General features: G+C 71.7%; 12 protein-coding genes. 9 read left to right on the forward strand and 3 right to left on the reverse strand.

All coding sequences use genetic code 11. The features are described from left to right. Positions 1-12: 12 nt before the first annotated feature. From ACIBQ6_RS43575 to ACIBQ6_RS43590, 4 genes are all read left to right on the forward strand, one after another. Positions 13-1,842: a M14 family zinc carboxypeptidase gene (locus ACIBQ6_RS43575; protein ID WP_397218727.1), complete on the forward strand. Its 1,830-nt coding sequence runs from the start codon at positions 13-15 to the stop codon at positions 1,840-1,842. 501 nt (positions 1,843-2,343) lie between these two features. After that, the gene (locus ACIBQ6_RS43580) at positions 2,344-4,164 is read left to right on the forward strand and encodes a cellulose binding domain-containing protein (protein WP_397218728.1); all 1,821 of its coding nucleotides are present in this window, start codon (positions 2,344-2,346) and stop codon (positions 4,162-4,164) included. Continuing rightward, the gene (locus tag ACIBQ6_RS43585; RefSeq protein WP_358283868.1) at positions 4,161-5,849 is read left to right on the forward strand and encodes a fibronectin type III domain-containing protein; all 1,689 of its coding nucleotides are present in this window, start codon (positions 4,161-4,163) and stop codon (positions 5,847-5,849) included. The genes ACIBQ6_RS43580 and ACIBQ6_RS43585 overlap by 4 nt, the downstream gene beginning before the upstream one ends. A 75-nt stretch (positions 5,850-5,924) precedes the next feature. Further along, the gene (locus tag ACIBQ6_RS43590) at positions 5,925-7,751 is read left to right on the forward strand and encodes a chitinase (protein ID WP_397218730.1); all 1,827 of its coding nucleotides are present in this window, start codon (positions 5,925-5,927) and stop codon (positions 7,749-7,751) included. Here the strand turns inward: ACIBQ6_RS43590 and ACIBQ6_RS43595 are convergent. Continuing rightward, complete coding sequence (locus tag ACIBQ6_RS43595; protein WP_397218731.1) at positions 7,738-9,324, reverse strand: molybdopterin-dependent oxidoreductase; 1,587 nt, start codon at positions 9,322-9,324, stop codon at positions 7,738-7,740. The genes ACIBQ6_RS43590 and ACIBQ6_RS43595 overlap by 14 nt on opposite strands. A 117-nt stretch (positions 9,325-9,441) precedes the next feature. On the opposite strand from ACIBQ6_RS43595, the gene ACIBQ6_RS43600 reads away from it, so the two are divergent. Further along, on the forward strand, positions 9,442-10,785 hold the full coding sequence (locus ACIBQ6_RS43600) for a hypothetical protein (RefSeq protein WP_358283873.1): 1,344 nt from the start codon (positions 9,442-9,444) through the stop codon (positions 10,783-10,785). Here the strand turns inward: ACIBQ6_RS43600 and erm are convergent. Further along, the gene (erm, locus tag ACIBQ6_RS43605) at positions 10,771-11,598 is read right to left on the reverse strand and encodes an ErmE/ErmH/ErmO/ErmR family 23S rRNA (adenine(2058)-N(6))-methyltransferase (RefSeq protein ID WP_397218732.1); all 828 of its coding nucleotides are present in this window, start codon (positions 11,596-11,598) and stop codon (positions 10,771-10,773) included. The two genes, ACIBQ6_RS43600 and erm, sit on opposite strands and share 15 nt — an antisense overlap. Positions 11,599-11,830: 232 nt before the next feature. Here erm and ACIBQ6_RS43610 point away from each other — a divergent pair, with 232 nt between their 5' ends. From ACIBQ6_RS43610 to ACIBQ6_RS43625, 4 genes are all read left to right on the forward strand, one after another. Further along, a complete protein-coding gene (locus ACIBQ6_RS43610) occupies positions 11,831-12,892 on the forward strand; it encodes an ATP-binding protein (protein ID WP_397218734.1) in 1,062 nt (353 codons plus the stop codon). Beyond that, positions 12,889-14,664, forward strand: coding sequence for a hypothetical protein (locus tag ACIBQ6_RS43615; RefSeq protein WP_397218735.1), 1,776 nt, complete (start codon positions 12,889-12,891; stop codon positions 14,662-14,664). The genes ACIBQ6_RS43610 and ACIBQ6_RS43615 overlap by 4 nt, the downstream gene beginning before the upstream one ends. Before the next feature lie 86 nt (positions 14,665-14,750). Then, positions 14,751-15,605: a hypothetical protein gene (locus ACIBQ6_RS43620; RefSeq protein WP_397218736.1), complete on the forward strand. Its 855-nt coding sequence runs from the start codon at positions 14,751-14,753 to the stop codon at positions 15,603-15,605. Between the two features lie 36 nt (positions 15,606-15,641). Beyond that, entirely contained in the window at positions 15,642-16,364 is a 723-nt protein-coding gene (locus ACIBQ6_RS43625) for a DUF6597 domain-containing transcriptional factor (protein WP_397218738.1), read from the forward strand. On the opposite strand, the gene ACIBQ6_RS43630 is transcribed toward ACIBQ6_RS43625, so the two are convergent. Further along, positions 16,341-17,366 carry an AI-2E family transporter gene (locus ACIBQ6_RS43630; protein ID WP_397218739.1) on the reverse strand — a complete coding sequence of 342 codons (1,026 nt, stop codon included), beginning with the start codon at positions 17,364-17,366 and terminating at the stop codon, positions 16,341-16,343. The genes ACIBQ6_RS43625 and ACIBQ6_RS43630 overlap by 24 nt on opposite strands. Positions 17,367-17,731 lie beyond the last annotated feature (365 nt).

The raw sequence follows: 17,731 nt of genomic DNA on the forward strand, positions 1-17,731 counted from the left end.
GAGGAGGACGAGGTGAAACGCCGATTACTCATCCTGCTGGCGGTCCTGGGCATGGTCAGCCTGACCGGCATGACCGGCGCCGGGGCCGGCGCGGAACCACCGGCGAACAAGCAGTACCGGGTCTCCGGCCCGGCCGACGCGCGGCAGCGCAGCGCCGTGGCGGCGACGGGCGCCGCCATCGAGGACGTGCAGGCGGACTCGGTGCTGGTCACCGCCACGGGAGCGGAGATCGCGGCCATCAGGCGGCTCGGCTACCGGGTGACGGAGGCCCCGCGCCCGGCGCCGCCGGACGCCGTCGGGACGTTCGACTTCCCGCCGTCGGACTCCGGCTACCACAACTACGCGGAGATGACGGCCGAGATCAACACCATGGTCGCGGCCCATCCGGGGATCATGAGCCAGAGCACGTTCGGCACCTCGTACGAGGGCCGGCCGATGCGCCTGGTCAAGATCAGCGACAACGTGGGCACGGACGAGGCCGAGCCCGAGGTGCTGTTCACCGCCCACCAGCACGCCCGCGAGCACCTCACGGTCGAGATGGCGCTGTACATCATGCACCTGCTGGCCGACAACTACGGCACCGACGCCAGGATCACGAACCTGGTCAACACCCGTGAGATCTGGATCATGCCGGACCTCAACCCGGACGGCGGCGAGTACGACATCGCCAGCGGCACCTACCGTTCCTGGCGCAAGAACCGGCAGCCGAACTCCGGCTCCTCGGCGGTCGGCACCGACCTCAACCGCAACTGGGCCTACCAGTGGGGCTGCTGCGGCGGCTCCTCGGGCTCGACCTCCAGCGAGACCTACCGCGGCGCGAGCGCCGAGTCGGCCCCCGAGGTCAAGGCGGCGGCCGACTGGGTGCGCAGCCGGGTCGTCGGCGGCGTGCAGCAGATCAGGACGAACCTCGACTGGCACACCTACAGCGAGCTGGTCCTGTGGCCCTACGGCTACACCTACAACGACACCGCCCCCGGCCTGACCCAGGACGACCGGGACGCCCACGCCACCCTCGGCCAGAACATGGCCGGCACCAACGGCTACACGCCCGAGCAGTCCAGCGACCTCTACATCACCGACGGCACGATCGACGACTGGATGTGGGGCCAGTACAAGATCTTCAGCTTCACGTTCGAGATGTACCCGGTCGGCGCGAGCCCCGGCTTCTACCCGCCGGACGAGCAGATCGTCCCGCAGACCACCCGCAACAAGGAGGCCGTGCTGCGCTTCCTGGAGTACTCCGACTGCGTCTACCGGATCATCGGCAAGGAGTCGCAGTACTGCGGCACCGGCACGCCGCCGGTGACGGTCTGGTCCGACACGTTCGAGACGGCGACCGGCTGGATGGCGAACCCGTCCGGCGCCGACACCGCCACCACGGGCGCGTGGGAGCGCGGCGACCCCGAGGCGACCACCTCCTCGGGCGCCAAGCAGCTCGGCACCACGGTCAGCGGCACGAACGACCTGGTGACCGGCCGCCTGGCGGGCGCCGCGGCCGGTGACTACGACCTCGACGGCGGCGTCAGCTCGATCCAGTCGCCGCCGATCACGCTGCCCTCGACGGGCACGCTGAGCCTGTCGCTGTCGTGGTACCTGGCGCACGGCTCCAACGCCTCCAGCGCGGACTACTTCCGGGTCCGCGTGGTCGGCGGCACCACGACCACCGTGTTCCAGCAGGCCGGCGCGGCCACGAACCGCAACGGCGCCTGGGCCGTGGCGACGGCCGACCTGACCGCCTACGCGGGCCAGACGGTCCGCATCCTCATCGACGCGGCCGACGCCTCCGGGGCCTCCCTGGTGGAGGCGGGCGTGGACGACGTCAAGATCACCCAGCAGCCCTGACCCGACCACCGCGCCCCCTCGTCCGGACCCCGGTCCGGGCGAGGGGGCGCCGCCGTTGCCGCCGCGTTTCGGCACGTCACGGGCCGTCACGTGATTGGGTCTTGTAAGCACAGGGTGTCAAGGCTACGATCGCGACAACTCTTAGGAAACTTTCCTAAAAGAAATCATGGATCGGATGGCCCATGACTCGCTCGCCGCCCGCATGACTCGCTGCTGAGCTGCGGAGACATCCGCCCGAACGACCCCCTTTGCCACGCCCCCGGTGCTGCGGGCGTGCACACCCCCCACCTCTTCCCAGCCGCTGGAGCGGTCACGCGGCCCGGCCGGACGCACCGGCCCTGACTGCCGCTGCAAGCTCCGCGCGCGCCTGCTTTTCCACCGGCCTGCGCCGACACCCCCCGAAAAGGCCCGTGTCTCACCTCCACGGGCCCGTGCCGTACGGCTTGCGCTCTCACCCCCCGGTGCAAGCCGTACGGCACGCCAGAAGAACGGAAATCGACAGTGAGATTTCGCGCGATCTTCTTAGCGCTCGCGACCCTCGCACTGAGTCTCCTGGCCCTGCCCGCCCACGCCGCCGCCGCCACCGCGACCTTCGTCAAGGTCGCCGACTGGGGGTCCGGCTTCGAGGGCAAGGTCACCGTCGTCAACGGCACCACCGCCCCCCTGGTCTGGAACGTGCAGTTCGACGTGCCGGCCGGGTTCTCCATCCCGTCCGCCTGGGACGCGGTCCTGACCAGGAGCGGCCAGCACTACACGTTCACCGCGCCGAGCTGGGCGGGACCGCTGGCGGCCGGGGCGAGCACGAGCTTCGGCTTCAACGGCGCCCCCGGCAACTTCCCCGGCATCACCGGCTGCACGCTGAACGGCTCCTCCTGCGGCGGCACGACCGTCGAGGTCCCCGGCAAGCCCGGCACGGCCACCGCGACCAGCACCGACACCAGCATCGCCCTGTCCTGGGGCGCCTCCACGGGCACGGTGACCGGCTACCGCGTCTACGAAGGCGGCGCCGTCAAGGCCACCGTCACCGGCACCACGGCGACGATCTCCGGCCTCGGGACGTGCCAGAGCCACACCTACACCGTCAAGGCGTACAACTCGGCGGGCGAGTCGGCCGCCGGCGACGCCGTGACCGCGACCACCACGGGCTGCGGCACCGGCGTGCCCGGCAAGGCCGGCCCGATCACCGTGACCGGCACGTCCCAGACGGGCGCCACGCTCGGCTGGCCGACGGTCAACGGCGCCACCGGCTACCAGGTCCGCCTCAATGGCTCCCAGGTCGCCACGGTGACCGGCACCTCCCACACCCTCACCGGCCTGACCGCCTGCACCTCGTACTCGGTCACGGTCACCGCTTCCAACGCGGCCGGCGACGGCCCGCCCAGCGACCCCGCGACCTTCACCACCCCGGGCTGCACCACCGACCCGCTGCCCAAGCACTTCCTGACCGGCTACTGGCACAACTTCGTCAACGCCGCGACCGAGCTCAAGCTGTCGGCCGTGCCCAACGAGTACGACGTCGTCGCCGTCGCCTTCGGCGAGGCCACCTCCACCGCGGGCGAGGTCGTCTTCTCGGTCGACCCGGGCCTTTCCACCGCGCTCGGCGGCTACACCGACGCCCAGTTCAAGGCCGACGTGCAGGCCCTGCACCAGCGCGGCAAGAAGGTCATCCTGTCGGTCGGCGGCGAGGCCGGCCGCGTGCAGGTCTCCAGCGGCGCGGCCGCCACGAAGTTCGCCGACACGGTGTACGCGCTGATGCAGAGCTACGGCTTCGACGGCGTGGACATCGACCTGGAGAACGGCCTCAACGCCACCTACATGGGCCAGGCCCTGCGGTCGCTGCGCGCGAAGGCCGGCAGCGGACTGATCATCATGATGGCCCCGCAGACCATCGACATGCAGTCGACCGGGATGGAGTACTTCAAGCTCGCCCTGAACATCAAGGACATCCTCACGGTCGTCAACATGCAGTACTACAACTCGGGCTCCATGCTCGGCTGCGACCAGTCCGCGGCGTACTCGCAGGGGACGGTCAACTTCATGACCGCCCTGGCCTGCATCCAGCTGGAGAACGGCCTGCGCCCCGACCAGGTGGCACTGGGCCTGCCGGCCGGTCCCGGCGCCGCGGGCGGCGGCGTCGTCTCGCCCTCCCTCGTCAACCAGGCGCTCGACTGCCTGGCCAAGCGCACCAGTTGCGGATCCTTCGTGCCGCCGCGCGCCTACCCGGACATCCGGGGCGCGATGACCTGGTCCATCAACTGGGACGCCAGCAACAACTGGTCCTTCTCCAAGACCGTCAAGCCGCACCTTCAGGGAATGCCATGAGATTACGCAGCAGACTGATCAGCTCGGTGGCCGGCCTGGCCATCGCCCTCACCGGGGCCGGCCTGGCCACGGGCGTCCCCACCGCCTACGGCGCCGCCGCCCAGCAGCAGCTGGCCGCCGCCTGGGCGCCGTGGACCGCCTACGCCACCGGCGCCGCCGTCACCTACAACGGCGTGGACTACGTGGCCCTCCAGGGTCACACCTCCCAGCCCGGCTGGGAGCCGCCGAACGTGCCCGCGCTGTGGAAGCAGGGCAGCGGCGGAGGCGACCCCACCCCGCCGTCGGTGCCCGGCAACCTGCGCTCGACCACCGTCACCGCCACCAGCGCCGGCCTGGCCTGGGACGCCTCCACCGACAACGTCGGCGTGACCGGCTACAACGTCTACCGCGGCGGCACCCAGGTCGGCACCGCGACCGGCACGACGTACACCGACAACGGGCTGACGGCCTCGACCACCTACAGCTACACCGTCCGGGCCCGCGACGCCGCGGGGAACCTGTCCGGCGTCAGCAACGCGCTCAGCGTGACCACCCCCGGCGGCACCGGCGCGCCCGGCCAGCCCGGCACGGTCACCACGACCGTGACCGACACCAGCATCGCGCTGTCGTGGGGCGCCTCCTCCGGCACGGTGACCGGGTACCGCGTCTACGAGGGCGCGACCCAGAAGGCCGAGGTCACCGGGACCAGCACGACGATCTCCGGGCTGAGCGCGTGCCAGAGCCACACCTACACCGTCAAGGCGTACAACTCGGTGGGCGAGTCGGCCGGGCGTGACGTCTCGGCGACCACGACCGGCTGCCCGACCGGCGGCAAGATGCCCGGCGCCCCCTACCTCTACACCGGCTGGGGCGACCCGCCCTCTCCCACCACGGTGATGAGCGCGACCGGCATCAAGTCGTTCACGATGGCCTTCATCCTGGCCAGCAACGGCTGCAACCCGGCCTGGGACGGGCAGCGCCCGCTGACCGGCGGCCAGGACGCGCAGGCCATCTCGGCCATCAAGGCGGCCGGCGGCAGCGTGCAGGTGTCCTTCGGCGGCTGGCAGGGCAACAAGCTCGGCCCGAACTGCTCCACGCCCGAACTGTTCGCCGGCGCGGTGCAGAAGGTCATCAACGCCGTCGGCCCGGCCGTGGTGGACTTCGACATCGAGAACACCGACGAGTTCGAGAACCTGACCGTCCAGGACCGCATCCTGAACGCCCTCAAGATCGTCAAGGCGGCCAACCCGAACGTCAAGATCGCCGTCACCTTCGGCACCGCGACCACCGGCCCGACCTACTACGGCACCCGCCTGATCAACCGCGCCAAGGAACTGGCGGTGCCGATCGACAACTACACGATCATGCCGTTCGACTTCGGCGGCGGCGCCAACATGTACCAGAACACCGTCAACGCGGCCGAAGGGCTCAAGAACGCCCTGAAGACCGCCCAGGGCTGGACCGACGCCCAGGCGTACGCCCACATGGGCATCTCCGGCATGAACGGCCTGTCCGACCAGCAGGAGCTCACCAACCAGAGCACCTGGACCCAGATCCGCGACTACGCCAACTCCCACGGCCTGACCAGGCTCGCCTTCTGGTCGGTCAACCGCGACCGCCCCTGCCCCGGCGGCGGCGTCGCGGAGAACTGCAGCGGCATCGCCCAGGACAACTGGGAGTTCACCAAGATCACCGCTGGCTTCTGACCCGCTGAGGCGGCCCGCCACCCTCCGGTGGCGGGCCGCACCGGCGCGCGGTCCGCACCCCCCGAAAGGACCCGCATGAGACCCCGCACGACACTGCGCGGACTGGCGGCCACGGCCCTGGCCGCACTGGGACTCACCGTCCTGCACGCCACCCCGGCCGCCGCCGCGAACATCCTGTCCAACCCCGGCTTCGAGGACGGGCTGACCGGCTGGACCTGCAGCTCCTCCGCCGGGGCCGCGGCCGTCACCTCGCCCGTCCACGGCGGGACGAAGGCGCTCAAGGCCACCCCGGCGGGGGCCGACCTCGCCCGCTGCCAGCAGCAGATCAAGGTGCAGCCGTCGTCGTCGTACACGCTGTCGGCCTGGGTGCAGGGCGGCTACGTCTTCCTCGGCGCGACCGGCACCGGCGGCACCGACCCCCAGACGTGGGGCTCGCCCGGCTCGGCCTGGACGCAGCTGCGCACCACGTTCACCACCGGCGCCGCCACCACGTCCGTGACCGTCTACCTCAACTCCTGGTACGGCCAGAGCGCCTACCTCGCCGACGACGTCGTCCTGGACGGCGCGCCCGGCGGCGGAGGCGGCGGCGACACCCAGGCTCCCACCGTCCCCGGCAACCTGACCGTGGGCGGCGCGACGAGCAGCTCGCTCACCGCCACCTGGTCGGCCGCCACCGACAACGTCGGCGTGGACCGGTACGAGGTCTCCCGCGACGGCGTCGCCCCGGTCGCCGTGACCGCCACCAGCCACACCGCCACCGGCCTGGCCGCCTCCACCTCCTACCGCTTCAAGGTCCGCGCCTGCGACGCCGCCGGCAACTGCTCGCCCTACACCGCCGAGGCCACCGGCACCACGACCGCGGGCGGCGGCGGGGGAGGCGGACTGCCCAAACGCGTCCTGGTCGGCTACCTGCACGCCTCCTTCGCCAACGGCTCCGGCTACATCCGCATGGCCGACGTGCCCGCCGAATGGGACGTCATCAACCTCGCCTTCGGCGAGCCCACCTCGGTCACCTCCGGCGACATCCGCTTCCGCCAGTGCCCGGTCGCCGAGTGCCCGAACGTCGAACCCGAGGCGGACTTCGTCGCCGCCATCAAGGCCAAGCAGGCCCAGGGCAAGAAGGTGCTCATCTCCATCGGCGGCCAGAACGGCCAGGTGCAGCTCACCACCACGGCCGCCAGGGACAAGTTCGTCGAGTCGGTCGCGGCCATCATCGACAGGTACGGCCTGGACGGCCTCGACGTGGACTTCGAGGGCCACTCCCTCTACCTCAACCAGGGCGACACGAACCTGGCCGGCCCCACCACGCCCGTCGTCGTCAACCTGATCTCCGCGCTGCGCGCGCTCAAGAGCCGCTACGGCGCCAAGTTCGTGCTCACCATGGCGCCCGAGACGTTCTTCGTGCAGCTCGGCTACCAGTTCTACGGCCCCGGCCCGAACGGCTCGGCCGACAGCAGGGCCGCCTCCTACCTGCCGGTCATCCACGCCCTGCGCGACGACCTGACCCTGCTGCACGTGCAGGACTACAACTCCGGCCCGATCACCGGCCTGGACAACCAGTACCACACGATGGGCGGCCACGACTTCCACGTCGCCATGACGGACATGCTGCTGGCCGGCTTCCCGATCATGGGCAACCCGAACAACGTGTTCCCGCCGCTGCGCCAGGACCAGGTGGCCATCGGCCTGCCCGCCTCGCCCAACGCGGGCAACGGGTTCACCACCGTCGCCGAGGTCCAGAAGGCGTTCGACTGCCTGGCCAAGGGCAGCAACTGCGGCAGCTACCGGCCCCGCGGCGTCTACCCGAACCTGCGCGGCCTGATGACCTGGTCGATCAACTGGGACAGGTACAACGCCTTCGAGTTCTCAAGGAGCCACCGGGCCTACCTCAACGGCCTGTGAACGGCCGGACGAGCTGGGTGGGCTTGAGCGGCACCCCCAACCCCGGCGGACGGTAGGTCGGCAGCGCCTCGCCGTACTCGTGCATCCAGGCGTGGTCGACCATCACGCGCATGCGCCCGTCCGCCGGAGTGCCGTCCGGGTCCGCCCGGGACGTCCGCCCGGCCAGCCGGGCCACCGCCTCGGCCACCAGGCCCGCGTCCGGCGGCGCGAGGTCGCACTGCTCGTCGGGGCCGATGAGCAGGTCGACCTCCGGCGGCAGCGGGTAGATCGGCCGGGGGATGGCCAGCACGCGCGGCGAGGGAGCCATCGGCCACCCGTCGCGCACCGCCTCCAGCAGCACCGACCGCGACGTGCGGCGCGCGAACAGGCCCTCGCACAGGGCCCAGCTCAGCGCGCCCACGTCGGCGCGGTCCTCGCCGCAGGCGTGCAGGCACAGGTACGGCACCAGCGGGATCCCCGCGCCGCCCGCCGGCTGCGCCCACCCGCTGCCGCACCCGGTCAGCACCAGCAGCGCCAGCATCGCCCGGTAGGCGGTGTCGGCGTGCGGCGTCTCCAGCCGGCCCGGCACGATCATGCACCGCCCGCCGGTCTTCTCCGCCGTCACGCCCAGCTCCCGCGCCGTCTTCACGGTCCGCGAGGCGGCCACCCCGGTGTAGATCTCCTGCCAGCCCGGCGTGTACGGCTCCCGGTCCTCGTACCCCTGCGGCCACACCCCCGGCAGCCCCTCCCGCGCCACGCCGTAGGCGGCCAGCAGCAGGTCGAACACCGTGGTCACCAGCTCGCCGCCGTCCCTGACGACCGGCACGCCGCGCCGCAGCACGCCCGGCCCGAAGTCGAAGCGCGGCAGCAGCACCTGCACCGCCTCGCCGCCGTACACGCTGAGCCGGTCGCAGGCCCGGCCGAGCAGCCCGCCCGGCACGTACGCGTCCTCGCGCTCGCGCAGCCGCACCAGGAACGGCAGGTCCGTCCGCTCCATCGCGTGCGCGGCGAACGGCGGCCGGTCCAGGAAGAACTCCTTCAGCAGCACGTGCCCCATCGCCATCGCCAGCGCGCCGTCCGTGCCCGGCCGCACGACCAGCGTCTCGTCCGACAACCGGGTCGGATGGGTGCCGATCGCCACCACCTTCTGGCCCTTGTACCGCCCGGCGATCACCCACGGCGTGTCCGCCGTCCGGGCCAGCCGGTTGTTCTCCCCCCACAGCAGCACGTACGCCGCCCGCGCCCAGTCCTCGGCCCCCGGCCCCGTGAACCGCGGCCCGAGCACCTGCTCCGACGCGCACGGATGCTCGGTCAGCAGCGCGCCGCCCAGCCCGTCCACCACGCCCGCCAGCGGCGACGTCGCCAGCGCCGCCACCCGGTCCGCGCCGTGCTCCGACGCCGTGTGCACGATCGCCGCCGCCGCCAGCTCGGCCGCCGTGGCGTCGTCCAGCGGCACGCGCCGCTCCCCGCGCCGCGCCTGGTAGACCTGAGAGTTGCCTGTGAGTTTCGCCCAGGCCGCGACCGGGTCACGGACCCCGTCCCTCACCTCGAAATAGAGCCTGACCAGTGCCTGGTTGACCTGCGATCCCCCCATGGAAAAAGTTCAACACAGACAGTCATGTTCTATCGCGTTACGTGTCCGCATGTCGGGGATAAGAATTGGAAGCCCAGGTGGCGGCACTCAGATTGTTACGGCAGGCTAGGGGCCGCCATGGATTACGCAGTTCTCACGGGGGTCGTCCTCGTCACCGGTGTCGTCCTCGCCCTCGTCGCGCAGTGGCGCGACTGGCGTCCGCCCCTCTACGTCGCCGTGCTCGTCGGCATCGCCGTCCGCGTGCTGATCATGTACACCTCGGCGATCGACTCATGGCAACCCGTGGACTTCATGGAGAGCTTCAAGCCCGCCGGCGAGGCGGTGCTACAGGGCAAGGACCCGGTGCTGGCCAGCGAGGGCGGCTGGCACTTCCTGCCGACCATCCCCTACGTCTACGGCATCCTGCTGTGGCTCGGCATCCCGTGGGAGTACGCCGGCCGCCTGGTCACCGTCGTCGCCGACATCGTGCTGATCCCGCTGGTCGGCAAGCTGGCCGGCGGCCCCAAGGCGTCCCTGCGCGCCCTCCAGTACGCGTTCAACCCGCTGGCCGTGCTCATCGCCAGCGTCCACGGCCAGGTCGAGCCGGTCGCGCTCGTGTTCGGCGTGGCCGCGTTCGTGGTGGCCCGCGGGCCCGGCGCACCCGACCGTCCCGGCGTGGCCATCGACGCCGCCGTCCTCGGCGCCGTGGCGCGCCGCCCTGTCGCCACGCTGCGCCGCGCCCTCATGCCCGGCTCCGACGACCGCGCCGACCTGCGGCGCGCCATGCTGGCCGGGCTGCTCATGGGCCTCGCGCTGTGCGCCAAGAGCTGGCCGATCTGGCTGATCCCCGGCATGCTGCTGCTCCTGCCCCACCTGCGGGCCAGGATCGCCGCGCTCGTCATGACGGGCATCGTCCCGGTGTTCTTCCTGGTCACCTCGCCGATCTTCGCGGGCACCACGCTCGACGAGATCCCGGCCGTCATCCGTACCATCCAGGACATCCGTCCGATCGTCGGCGAATGGGGTTACACCCCGTGGTTCACCGGCGGCGACTGGGCCCTGATGCCGGGGCTGGCCTCGTTCGGCACGAAGCTCATCTACATCAGCGTCGTCGGCGTCCTGCTGCTGTGGCGGCGGGCCGACCCGATCGACCTGACCACGGCCATCCTGCTGATCTTCATGGTCGTGACGCCCCGCCTCGGCGCCCAGTACCTGCTGTGGTTCATGCCGTTCCTGGTGGCCAGGCCGACCAGGTGGGCCTGGCCGGCCATCATCGGCACCTCCTTCTGGGCCGCCTTCGGCTACCTGTACATGACGCAGTTCAGCGTCAACGACTGGTGGTACCTCCACCGCGACTGGTCACGGGCCTCCATCGTGCTGCTGCCGGTGCTGCTGCTGGCGATGCCCTGGGCCCGTCGCGTGTCGACGGCCCAGGACAGAGTCGCCGCCGTCCCGCCGAAGGTCGCCTCAACGGCGCTCTAGCCGTCGCCACAGGCGCACCCACTGGTCCGGGTGCACGTGCCCCACGACGGCGTCGCGGGGCACGCCCGCCTCGCCGAGCGCCGCGTCCACCCCCCGGTAGCGCGGGCGCAGGGAGGCGCGCACCGAGCCGCCGACCCCGCCGAAGCCCAGCTCGACCAGCTCCAGGTAGCTCCCGCGGTCGCTCACCAGCGGTTCGGGCCGCCGTCGCACGCGCAGGATCGCCGAGTCCACCGACGGCACGGGACGGAAGCTCTCCCTGCCGATCGTGTCGCCGAGCCGCCAGTCGAACCACGGCCACGACGACACCGTGACCAGGCTCCACCGGCCGTAGTCGCCGGTGCGCTTGCGCGCGTACTCCCGCTGGGTGAGCAGCGTCGCCGAGGTCAGCTCCCGCGCCCGCAGGCACCAGTCGACGATCCTCGACGTGATCGAGTACGGGATGTTGCCCACGACCGCGAACGGCTCACGCGGCGCCCGCGCGGCCGTGAAGTCACCCCTGACCACCTCGATCCGCGGATCGTCGCGCGTACGCGAGGCCAGCCGCCCGGCGAGCCGGGGATCGAGCTCGTAGCCGACCACCCGCGCACCGGCCTCGGCCAGCGCCAGCGTGAGCACCCCCGGCCCGGAGCCGGGTTCGAGCACCAGCCCCTCCGGCGCCGCCGCCTTGACCATCAGCTCCACGGCATGCCGGTCGGCCAGGAAGTTCTGCGAGAGCTCGCGCCTGAGCCGGTCGGCGGGCGTGCGACCGCCGCCGCCGTTCCTGACGTTCTTCTGGGTGTGTGAATAGTTTCCGTGCGCGAAGTTCTGCGCCACAGCACTGCCCTTTCGGGTCCTCGAGATGAACAGGTCTCGAAGGGCCCCGGGCGCGCCGGCGGACGCGCGGTGTCAGCCGTCCGCTAGCGGGCCAGAGCCCGGCCGCGGCGGATGCGGATGAACACGGTGCAGAACATGGAACACATGGCGCCGACAGTAGGCCGGACGGCGCCACCAGGGCAAACGATTAAATGTGATGCGCGGGCACGCCCGATTCGTCACCCTTGGACGCATGCAGGCAACGGTCACCGTCACCCCGGCGCAGCTTCCGGAGGTGCTGCTGCACGTCGCCGTGGTCCGCCCGGTCTTCCTGTGGGGCGCGCCCGGCATCGGCAAGAGCTCGCTGGTACGCGAGTTCGCCGGCTCCCTCGGCCTCGACTGCGTGACCCTGCTCGGCACCCAGCTCGCCCCCGAAGACCTGATCGGCGTGCCCGAGCTGGTCGGCGGGCGCAGCCGGTTCGCGCCGCCGGAGTCCATCGCCCGCGACGAGCCCTACTGCCTGTTCCTCGACGAGCTCAACGCCTCCGCGCCCGAGGTGCAGAAGGCGTTCTACTCGCTGATCCTCGACCGCCGCATCGGCACGTACGAGCTGCCCGCCGGCTCGGTCGTGATCGGCGCCGGCAACCGGGCCACCGACAACGCGCTGGCCCGTCCGATGGCCTCGGCCCTGATCAACCGCCTGGTCCACGTGCACCTGCGCGCCTCGGCCGACGACTGGGTGAAGTGGGCGGCGTCCAGCGGCATCCACCCCTGGATCGTCGACTACCTCGTCCAGCGCCCCGACCACCTGTGGAGCCCGCCGCCCAAGACCGAGGAGCCGTTCTCCTCGCCGCGCGCCTGGCACATGCTCTCCGACGTGCTCACCTCCTACGGCGACGACGTCGGCGACGAGACGCTCGCGATGCTCGCCTTCGGCACCCTCACCACCGCCCACGCCTCCGCCTTCCGCGCCTACGTCAGGACCGTCCGGCACGCCTACGACCTCGACGCCGTGCTCAAGGGCGAGGCGCCCTGGCCGCGCCGCCCCGAGGAGCGCGACCTGCTCTACTTCCTGGCCGAGACCTTCCGCGCCCGCCTGATCAAGGAGCTGCCCGCCGACAAGCGCGGCGCCTCGGCCCGCGGCCGCGACCTCGGCTTCCGCGCCAAGACCCTGCTCGTCGAGCTGGCCGAGATCTCCCTCGAATGCGCCCAGCTCGTCATCGCCAACGACGCCGACGGCGCGCCCGCGCTGCCCACCTGGTTCCTCGTCGAGATCGGCAGGGACGTGCCCCGGCTCATGGCGGCCCGCTCGTGAGCCGCCGCAAGCCCAAGGCCGACCCCTGGCGGGCCGAGGTCATGAACGGCTGGGCCGCCGTCAACCGCCACCCGCTGTTCGCCGGCCTGCACGGCACCCTGCTGGAGGCGGCCGACGGCCGGCTGCCGCCCGAGACGTGGGCCGTCGTCAGCGAGGACGGCGACGTCACCTTCCACCCCAAGCGCCGCGCCCCCGCCGAGGAGTGGGCATGGGTCTTCGCCCACCTGCTGCTCCACCTGGGCTTCGGCCACGCCGACCCGCGCGCCTGCGCCCCCAAGGACGTCGACGGCGACCTGCCCGACCCGGCCTACCACGCGGCCTGCTGCCTGGCGGTCGACCGATTCCTGCGCACCGTCAAGATCGGACACTGCCCCGCGCCGCTGCCCGCCGAACTGCCCGAGGAGGACGAGGTGACGCTCTCCGAACGGTGGCGCAGGGCCAGCGTCCCGCCCCCGTTCCAGCCGCTCGGCCCGGCCGACTTCCACATCGGCACCGAGCAGGACGCCGCGCACTTCGACTTCCAGCGCGGCTTCGCGATCGGCGTCGCCTGGTCCGCCACGTCCGCGCTCGACCGGGCCGGCGCGCCGCGCACCCCCGCCGAAGGCCACGTCAAGGGCCCCTGGGACGGCGCCCTGCGCTGGTTCATGTCGTCGTACCCGCTGCTCGGCGCGCTGGCCGCGGGCATGAAGATCGTCGCGGACGCCGAGCTCGCCAGGGCCTGGGACATCTCGATCGCCGCCGTCAGCGCCGAGGCGGCCGAGATCTACGTCAACCCGCTGGCCACGCACACCGAGCACGAATGGCGTTTCGTGCTCGCCCACGAGATGCTGCACGCCGCCCTGCGGCACGGCGAACGAGCCGGCATGCGCGACCCGTACCTGTGGAACGTCGCCTGCGACTACGTGATCAACGGCTGGCTGGTCGAGATGGGCGTCGGCGAGATGCCCGAAGGGCTGCTGTTCGACCAGTCGCTCGGCACGCTGTCCGCCGAGGCCGTCTACGACCAGATCGCCGGCGACCTGCGGCGCATGCGCAAGCTGGCCACCCTGCGCGGCCGGGGCATGGGCGACGTGCTCGACCGCCCGGCACGCCAGGCCCGCGGCCACGTCGACCTCGACGACTACTACCGCAACGCCCTGTGCACCGGCCTGGCCTACCACCACTCCAGCGGACGCGGCCTGCTGCCCGCCGGGCTCGAACAGGAGATCCGCGCGCTCGAACAGCCGCCCCTGCCCTGGGACGCCCAGCTCGCCCGCTGGTTCGACGAGCACTTCCGGCCCGAGGAGTCGCGCCGCTCGTACGCCCGCGCCTCCCGCCGCCAGGCCGCCAGCCCCGGCATCCCGCGCCCCGGCCGGGTACGGCCCGAGGAGGTCGTCCGCAGGAAGACGTTCGGCGTCGTCCTCGACACCTCCGGCTCCATGGACGTCAAGCTGCTCGGCAAGGCACTCGGAGCCATCGCCTCCTACGCCGCCGCCCGCGACGTGCCCCGGGCCAGGGTCGTCTTCTGCGACGCCACCGCCTACGACGCCGGCTACCTGCCGGTCGAGGAGATCGCCGGCCGGGTCAGGGTGCGCGGCCGCGGCGGCACGATCCTCCAGCCCGGCGTCAAGCTGCTCGAACGCGCCGACGACTTCCCGCCCGACGGCCCCATCCTGCTGATCACCGACGGGCAGTGCGACGTGCTGCGCATCCGCCGCGAGCACGCCTTCCTGGTGCCCCAGGGCGCGCCGCTGCCCTTCCGGCCGCGCGGCCCGGTCTTCTTCATGAAGTGACCCGCCGACGCGTCCGATTCCGACAAGAGCCGTCCGCGCCCCCGGCGGTAACGTCGCAGGACACGGCTCTCTCTACGGAAGCGGACATGGACACACTCGACCGAGCGGCACAGTTCCTGCGACTCCACGGCAGGCTCATCGACAGACTGAGATTCGAGGCGCTGTTCGCGGGCGGCTCCCGCGCCCGCGTCCTCGACGCCCTGCGCTGCTACCAGAACGCCGACGGCGGCTTCGGCAACGCCCTGGAGCCCGACCTGCGCGGCGCCGGCAGCCAGCCGCAACCGGTCGAGGTCGCCTTCTGGATCCTCGACGAGCTCGACGCCTTCGACTCGCCGATGGTCGCTGCCGCCTGCGACTACCTGGCGGGCATCACGGCCGCCGGGGGCGGGGTGCCGTTCGTGCTGCCGTCCGTCCGCGACACGCCGCGCGCGCCCTGGTGGCAGGCCCCCGACGACCCGCCCGGCGACCTCAACCCCACCGCCGCGCTCGCCGGGCTGCTGCACAAGCACGGCGTCACCCACCCCTGGCTCGGGCCCGCCACCGACTTCTGCTGGTCGCGCGTCGCCCAGCTCACGCGGACCACCCCGTACGAGGCCCGCGCCCTGCTCGTGTTCCTCGAACACGTCCCCGACCGGGAGCGCGCGGTCGCCGAGTTCGACCGGCTGCGCGAGGCCGTCCTGGCCACGGTCACCTTCGACCCGCACGCCGAAGGCGCGGTCCACCACCCCCTCGACTTCGCGCCCGCGCCGTCGGCCCTGCCCCTCTTCGACGCCGCCACCCTCGACCCCCACCTGGACGCCATGGCCGCCGCCCAGTCCCCGGAAGGCGGCTGGCAGCCGAACTGGAACACCTGGACCCCGCTGGTCGCCCACGAATGGGCGGGCTACCTGACCGTGGCACGCCTGCAGACCCTGCGCGCGTACGGCCGCCTGCCCGCCTGAACGGATTCTGTCGGCGGGGTCGCGTACCTTGGAGGCATGTACGCGGAACGGCACCCGGGCGACGCTCTTTCCGGCCGTGTCGCCTGCGTGTGGCAGCAGGTCAGCGAGGGCGACACCACGCAGCTCGTGGTGCCCGACGCCTGTCTCGACCTCGTCTGGGGGCCCGGCGGCCTCTTCGTGGCCGGCCCCGACACCGGCCCGGTGCCCACCCCGATGGCGGCGGGCGACGCCTACGTCGGCATCCGCTTCAAGCCCGGCGCGGCGGGCGCCGTCTTCGGCGTCCCGGTCCACGAGCTGCGCGACCGCCGCGTCCCGCTCGCCGCCCTGCCCGCCCTCGCCGTCGCGTCCCCGCTGCTGTCCGACGCGCCCCTCGCGCCCGACCCGGCGGCGCGGCTCGCGGCCATGCGCGCCGCCGTCCTGACCCGCCTGCGCGAGACCCCCGCCCCCGACCCGGCCGCGCCCGCCATCGCCGGGGCGCTGCGCATGGGCCGCAGCGTGCGCGACGTCGCCTGGGCCATCGGCCTCAGCGAACGCCAGCTCCACCGCCGCAGCGTCGCCTCCTTCGGCTACTCGCCCAAGACCCTCCAGCGCGTCGTCCGCTTCCAGCGCGCGCTCACCCTGGCCCGCGCGGGCGTGCCGGCGGCGGAGGCGGCGGTCCGCGCCGGCTACGCCGACCAGGCCCACCTGTCCCACGACGTGAAACGGCTGAGCGGCGTCCCGCTGGGCCGCCTGCTCTCACCCGTCCGGCATCTTCCCTGACACCAGCGCCTGCACCCACTTCGCGCTCGGGTCGCTGTCGATCAGCACCGCCCGCGCCAGCAGGCTGAGCGGGATCGCCAGGATCGCGCCGAGCGGCCCCAGCATGAACGTCCACACGATCAGCGACAGGAACGTCATCGTGGTCGAGAGCCCCACCGCGTCCCCCAGGAACTTCGGCATGATGAACGACTGCGTGACCACGTTGATGACGATGTAGGCCACGACGACCAGCACCATCGTCTTGACGCCGCCGTGCAGGAGGGCCAGCAGGGCGGGCGGCAGCAGCCCGATGACGAACCCGATGTTCGGGATGTAGTTGGCGATCAACGCCAGCACCCCCCACAACAGCGGCAACGGCACGTCCAACAACGACAGCACGATGACGTCGAGAACCGCGTCGATCAGCCCGAAGACGGTCGAGACGATGAGATACCGCCGCGTCTTGTGCGCGAACGTCGCCAGCGCCGTCACCAGCTGCGGACGGTTCCCCTCGCCGGTGGTGAGGATCCGCGCCGTCACCGGCGCGTCGAGGCACATCGCCAGCAACAGCACCACGATCAGGAACAGGCTCGACAGCACGCCGATCAGGCTCCCGAGCAGGCTCTGCGCCAGCCCCAGCATCCGGCCGGGATCGAACGCCTGCACCGCCTTGGCCAGCACGTCGTTGCCCAGACCGTGGGTGCCGGCCCAGTGTTGCGACGCCGCCAGCAGCTCCTCGAACTGTTTGGCGTACGTCGGCAGCAGCGAGGCGAGCTGGGTGACGGAGATCGTCAGGATCCCCACCATGCCGAGCAGCACCAGCACCACGATCAGGAACGGCACGGCGACCTGCACCCAGATGGGCGCCCGCCGCGCCGACAGCCAGCTCCGCACCGGCGCCACGGCGATGACCAGCACGAGCGCCAGCACGACGGGCCCGACGATGGAATTGACCTCGCGCAGCCCGAACAGAGCGATCACCGCGCCGGCGATGCCCACCAGGAGGATGAGTGCTCTCGGCACGGATTGATCTCGCACGCCGGAATACCTACCCACCATGTCTTCCCGACGCGTGGCGGGTCGCCGATTTGACGGTTCTGGGGACCGTACATAGAGTTCACCAGTCCCACGAGGAAGGCGTTGATCGCCGACCTCACTCGGGGGCCACCTCCAGACACTGCCACTCCGGCGGACGTTCGCGTCCAACGGAAGGTCGATTCGACAAGAGTCGGGCTTGGGAGTAAGTTAGAGGGGTTGTCCCGGAAGCGGGGCGCGACTTAATTCCAGCAGGTCGAGCAAGTCCGGTCAATTTGACAGAGACTTGAACGGCTGAAAGAATTAAGACACAACGAAAGAACGCAAGACGAAATGAACGCCTCTGAGCGGGG

The organism is Nonomuraea sp. NPDC049655 (assembly GCF_044465465.1).
GTDB lineage: Bacteria > Actinomycetota > Actinomycetes > Streptosporangiales > Streptosporangiaceae > Nonomuraea.

Coding starts and splice junctions, on each gene's coding strand:
- ACIBQ6_RS43585 (WP_358283868.1), top strand. CDS start 4,161: ATGAGATTACGCAGCAGACTGATCAGCTCGGTGGCCGGCCTGGCCATC.
- ACIBQ6_RS43590 (WP_397218730.1), top strand. CDS start 5,925: ATGAGACCCCGCACGACACTGCGCGGACTGGCGGCCACGGCCCTGGCC.
- ACIBQ6_RS43595 (WP_397218731.1), bottom strand. CDS start 9,324: ATGGGGGGATCGCAGGTCAACCAGGCACTGGTCAGGCTCTATTTCGAG.
- ACIBQ6_RS43600 (WP_358283873.1), top strand. CDS start 9,442: ATGGATTACGCAGTTCTCACGGGGGTCGTCCTCGTCACCGGTGTCGTC.
- ACIBQ6_RS43610 (WP_397218734.1), top strand. CDS start 11,831: ATGCAGGCAACGGTCACCGTCACCCCGGCGCAGCTTCCGGAGGTGCTG.
- ACIBQ6_RS43620 (WP_397218736.1), top strand. CDS start 14,751: ATGGACACACTCGACCGAGCGGCACAGTTCCTGCGACTCCACGGCAGG.
- ACIBQ6_RS43625 (WP_397218738.1), top strand. CDS start 15,642: ATGTACGCGGAACGGCACCCGGGCGACGCTCTTTCCGGCCGTGTCGCC.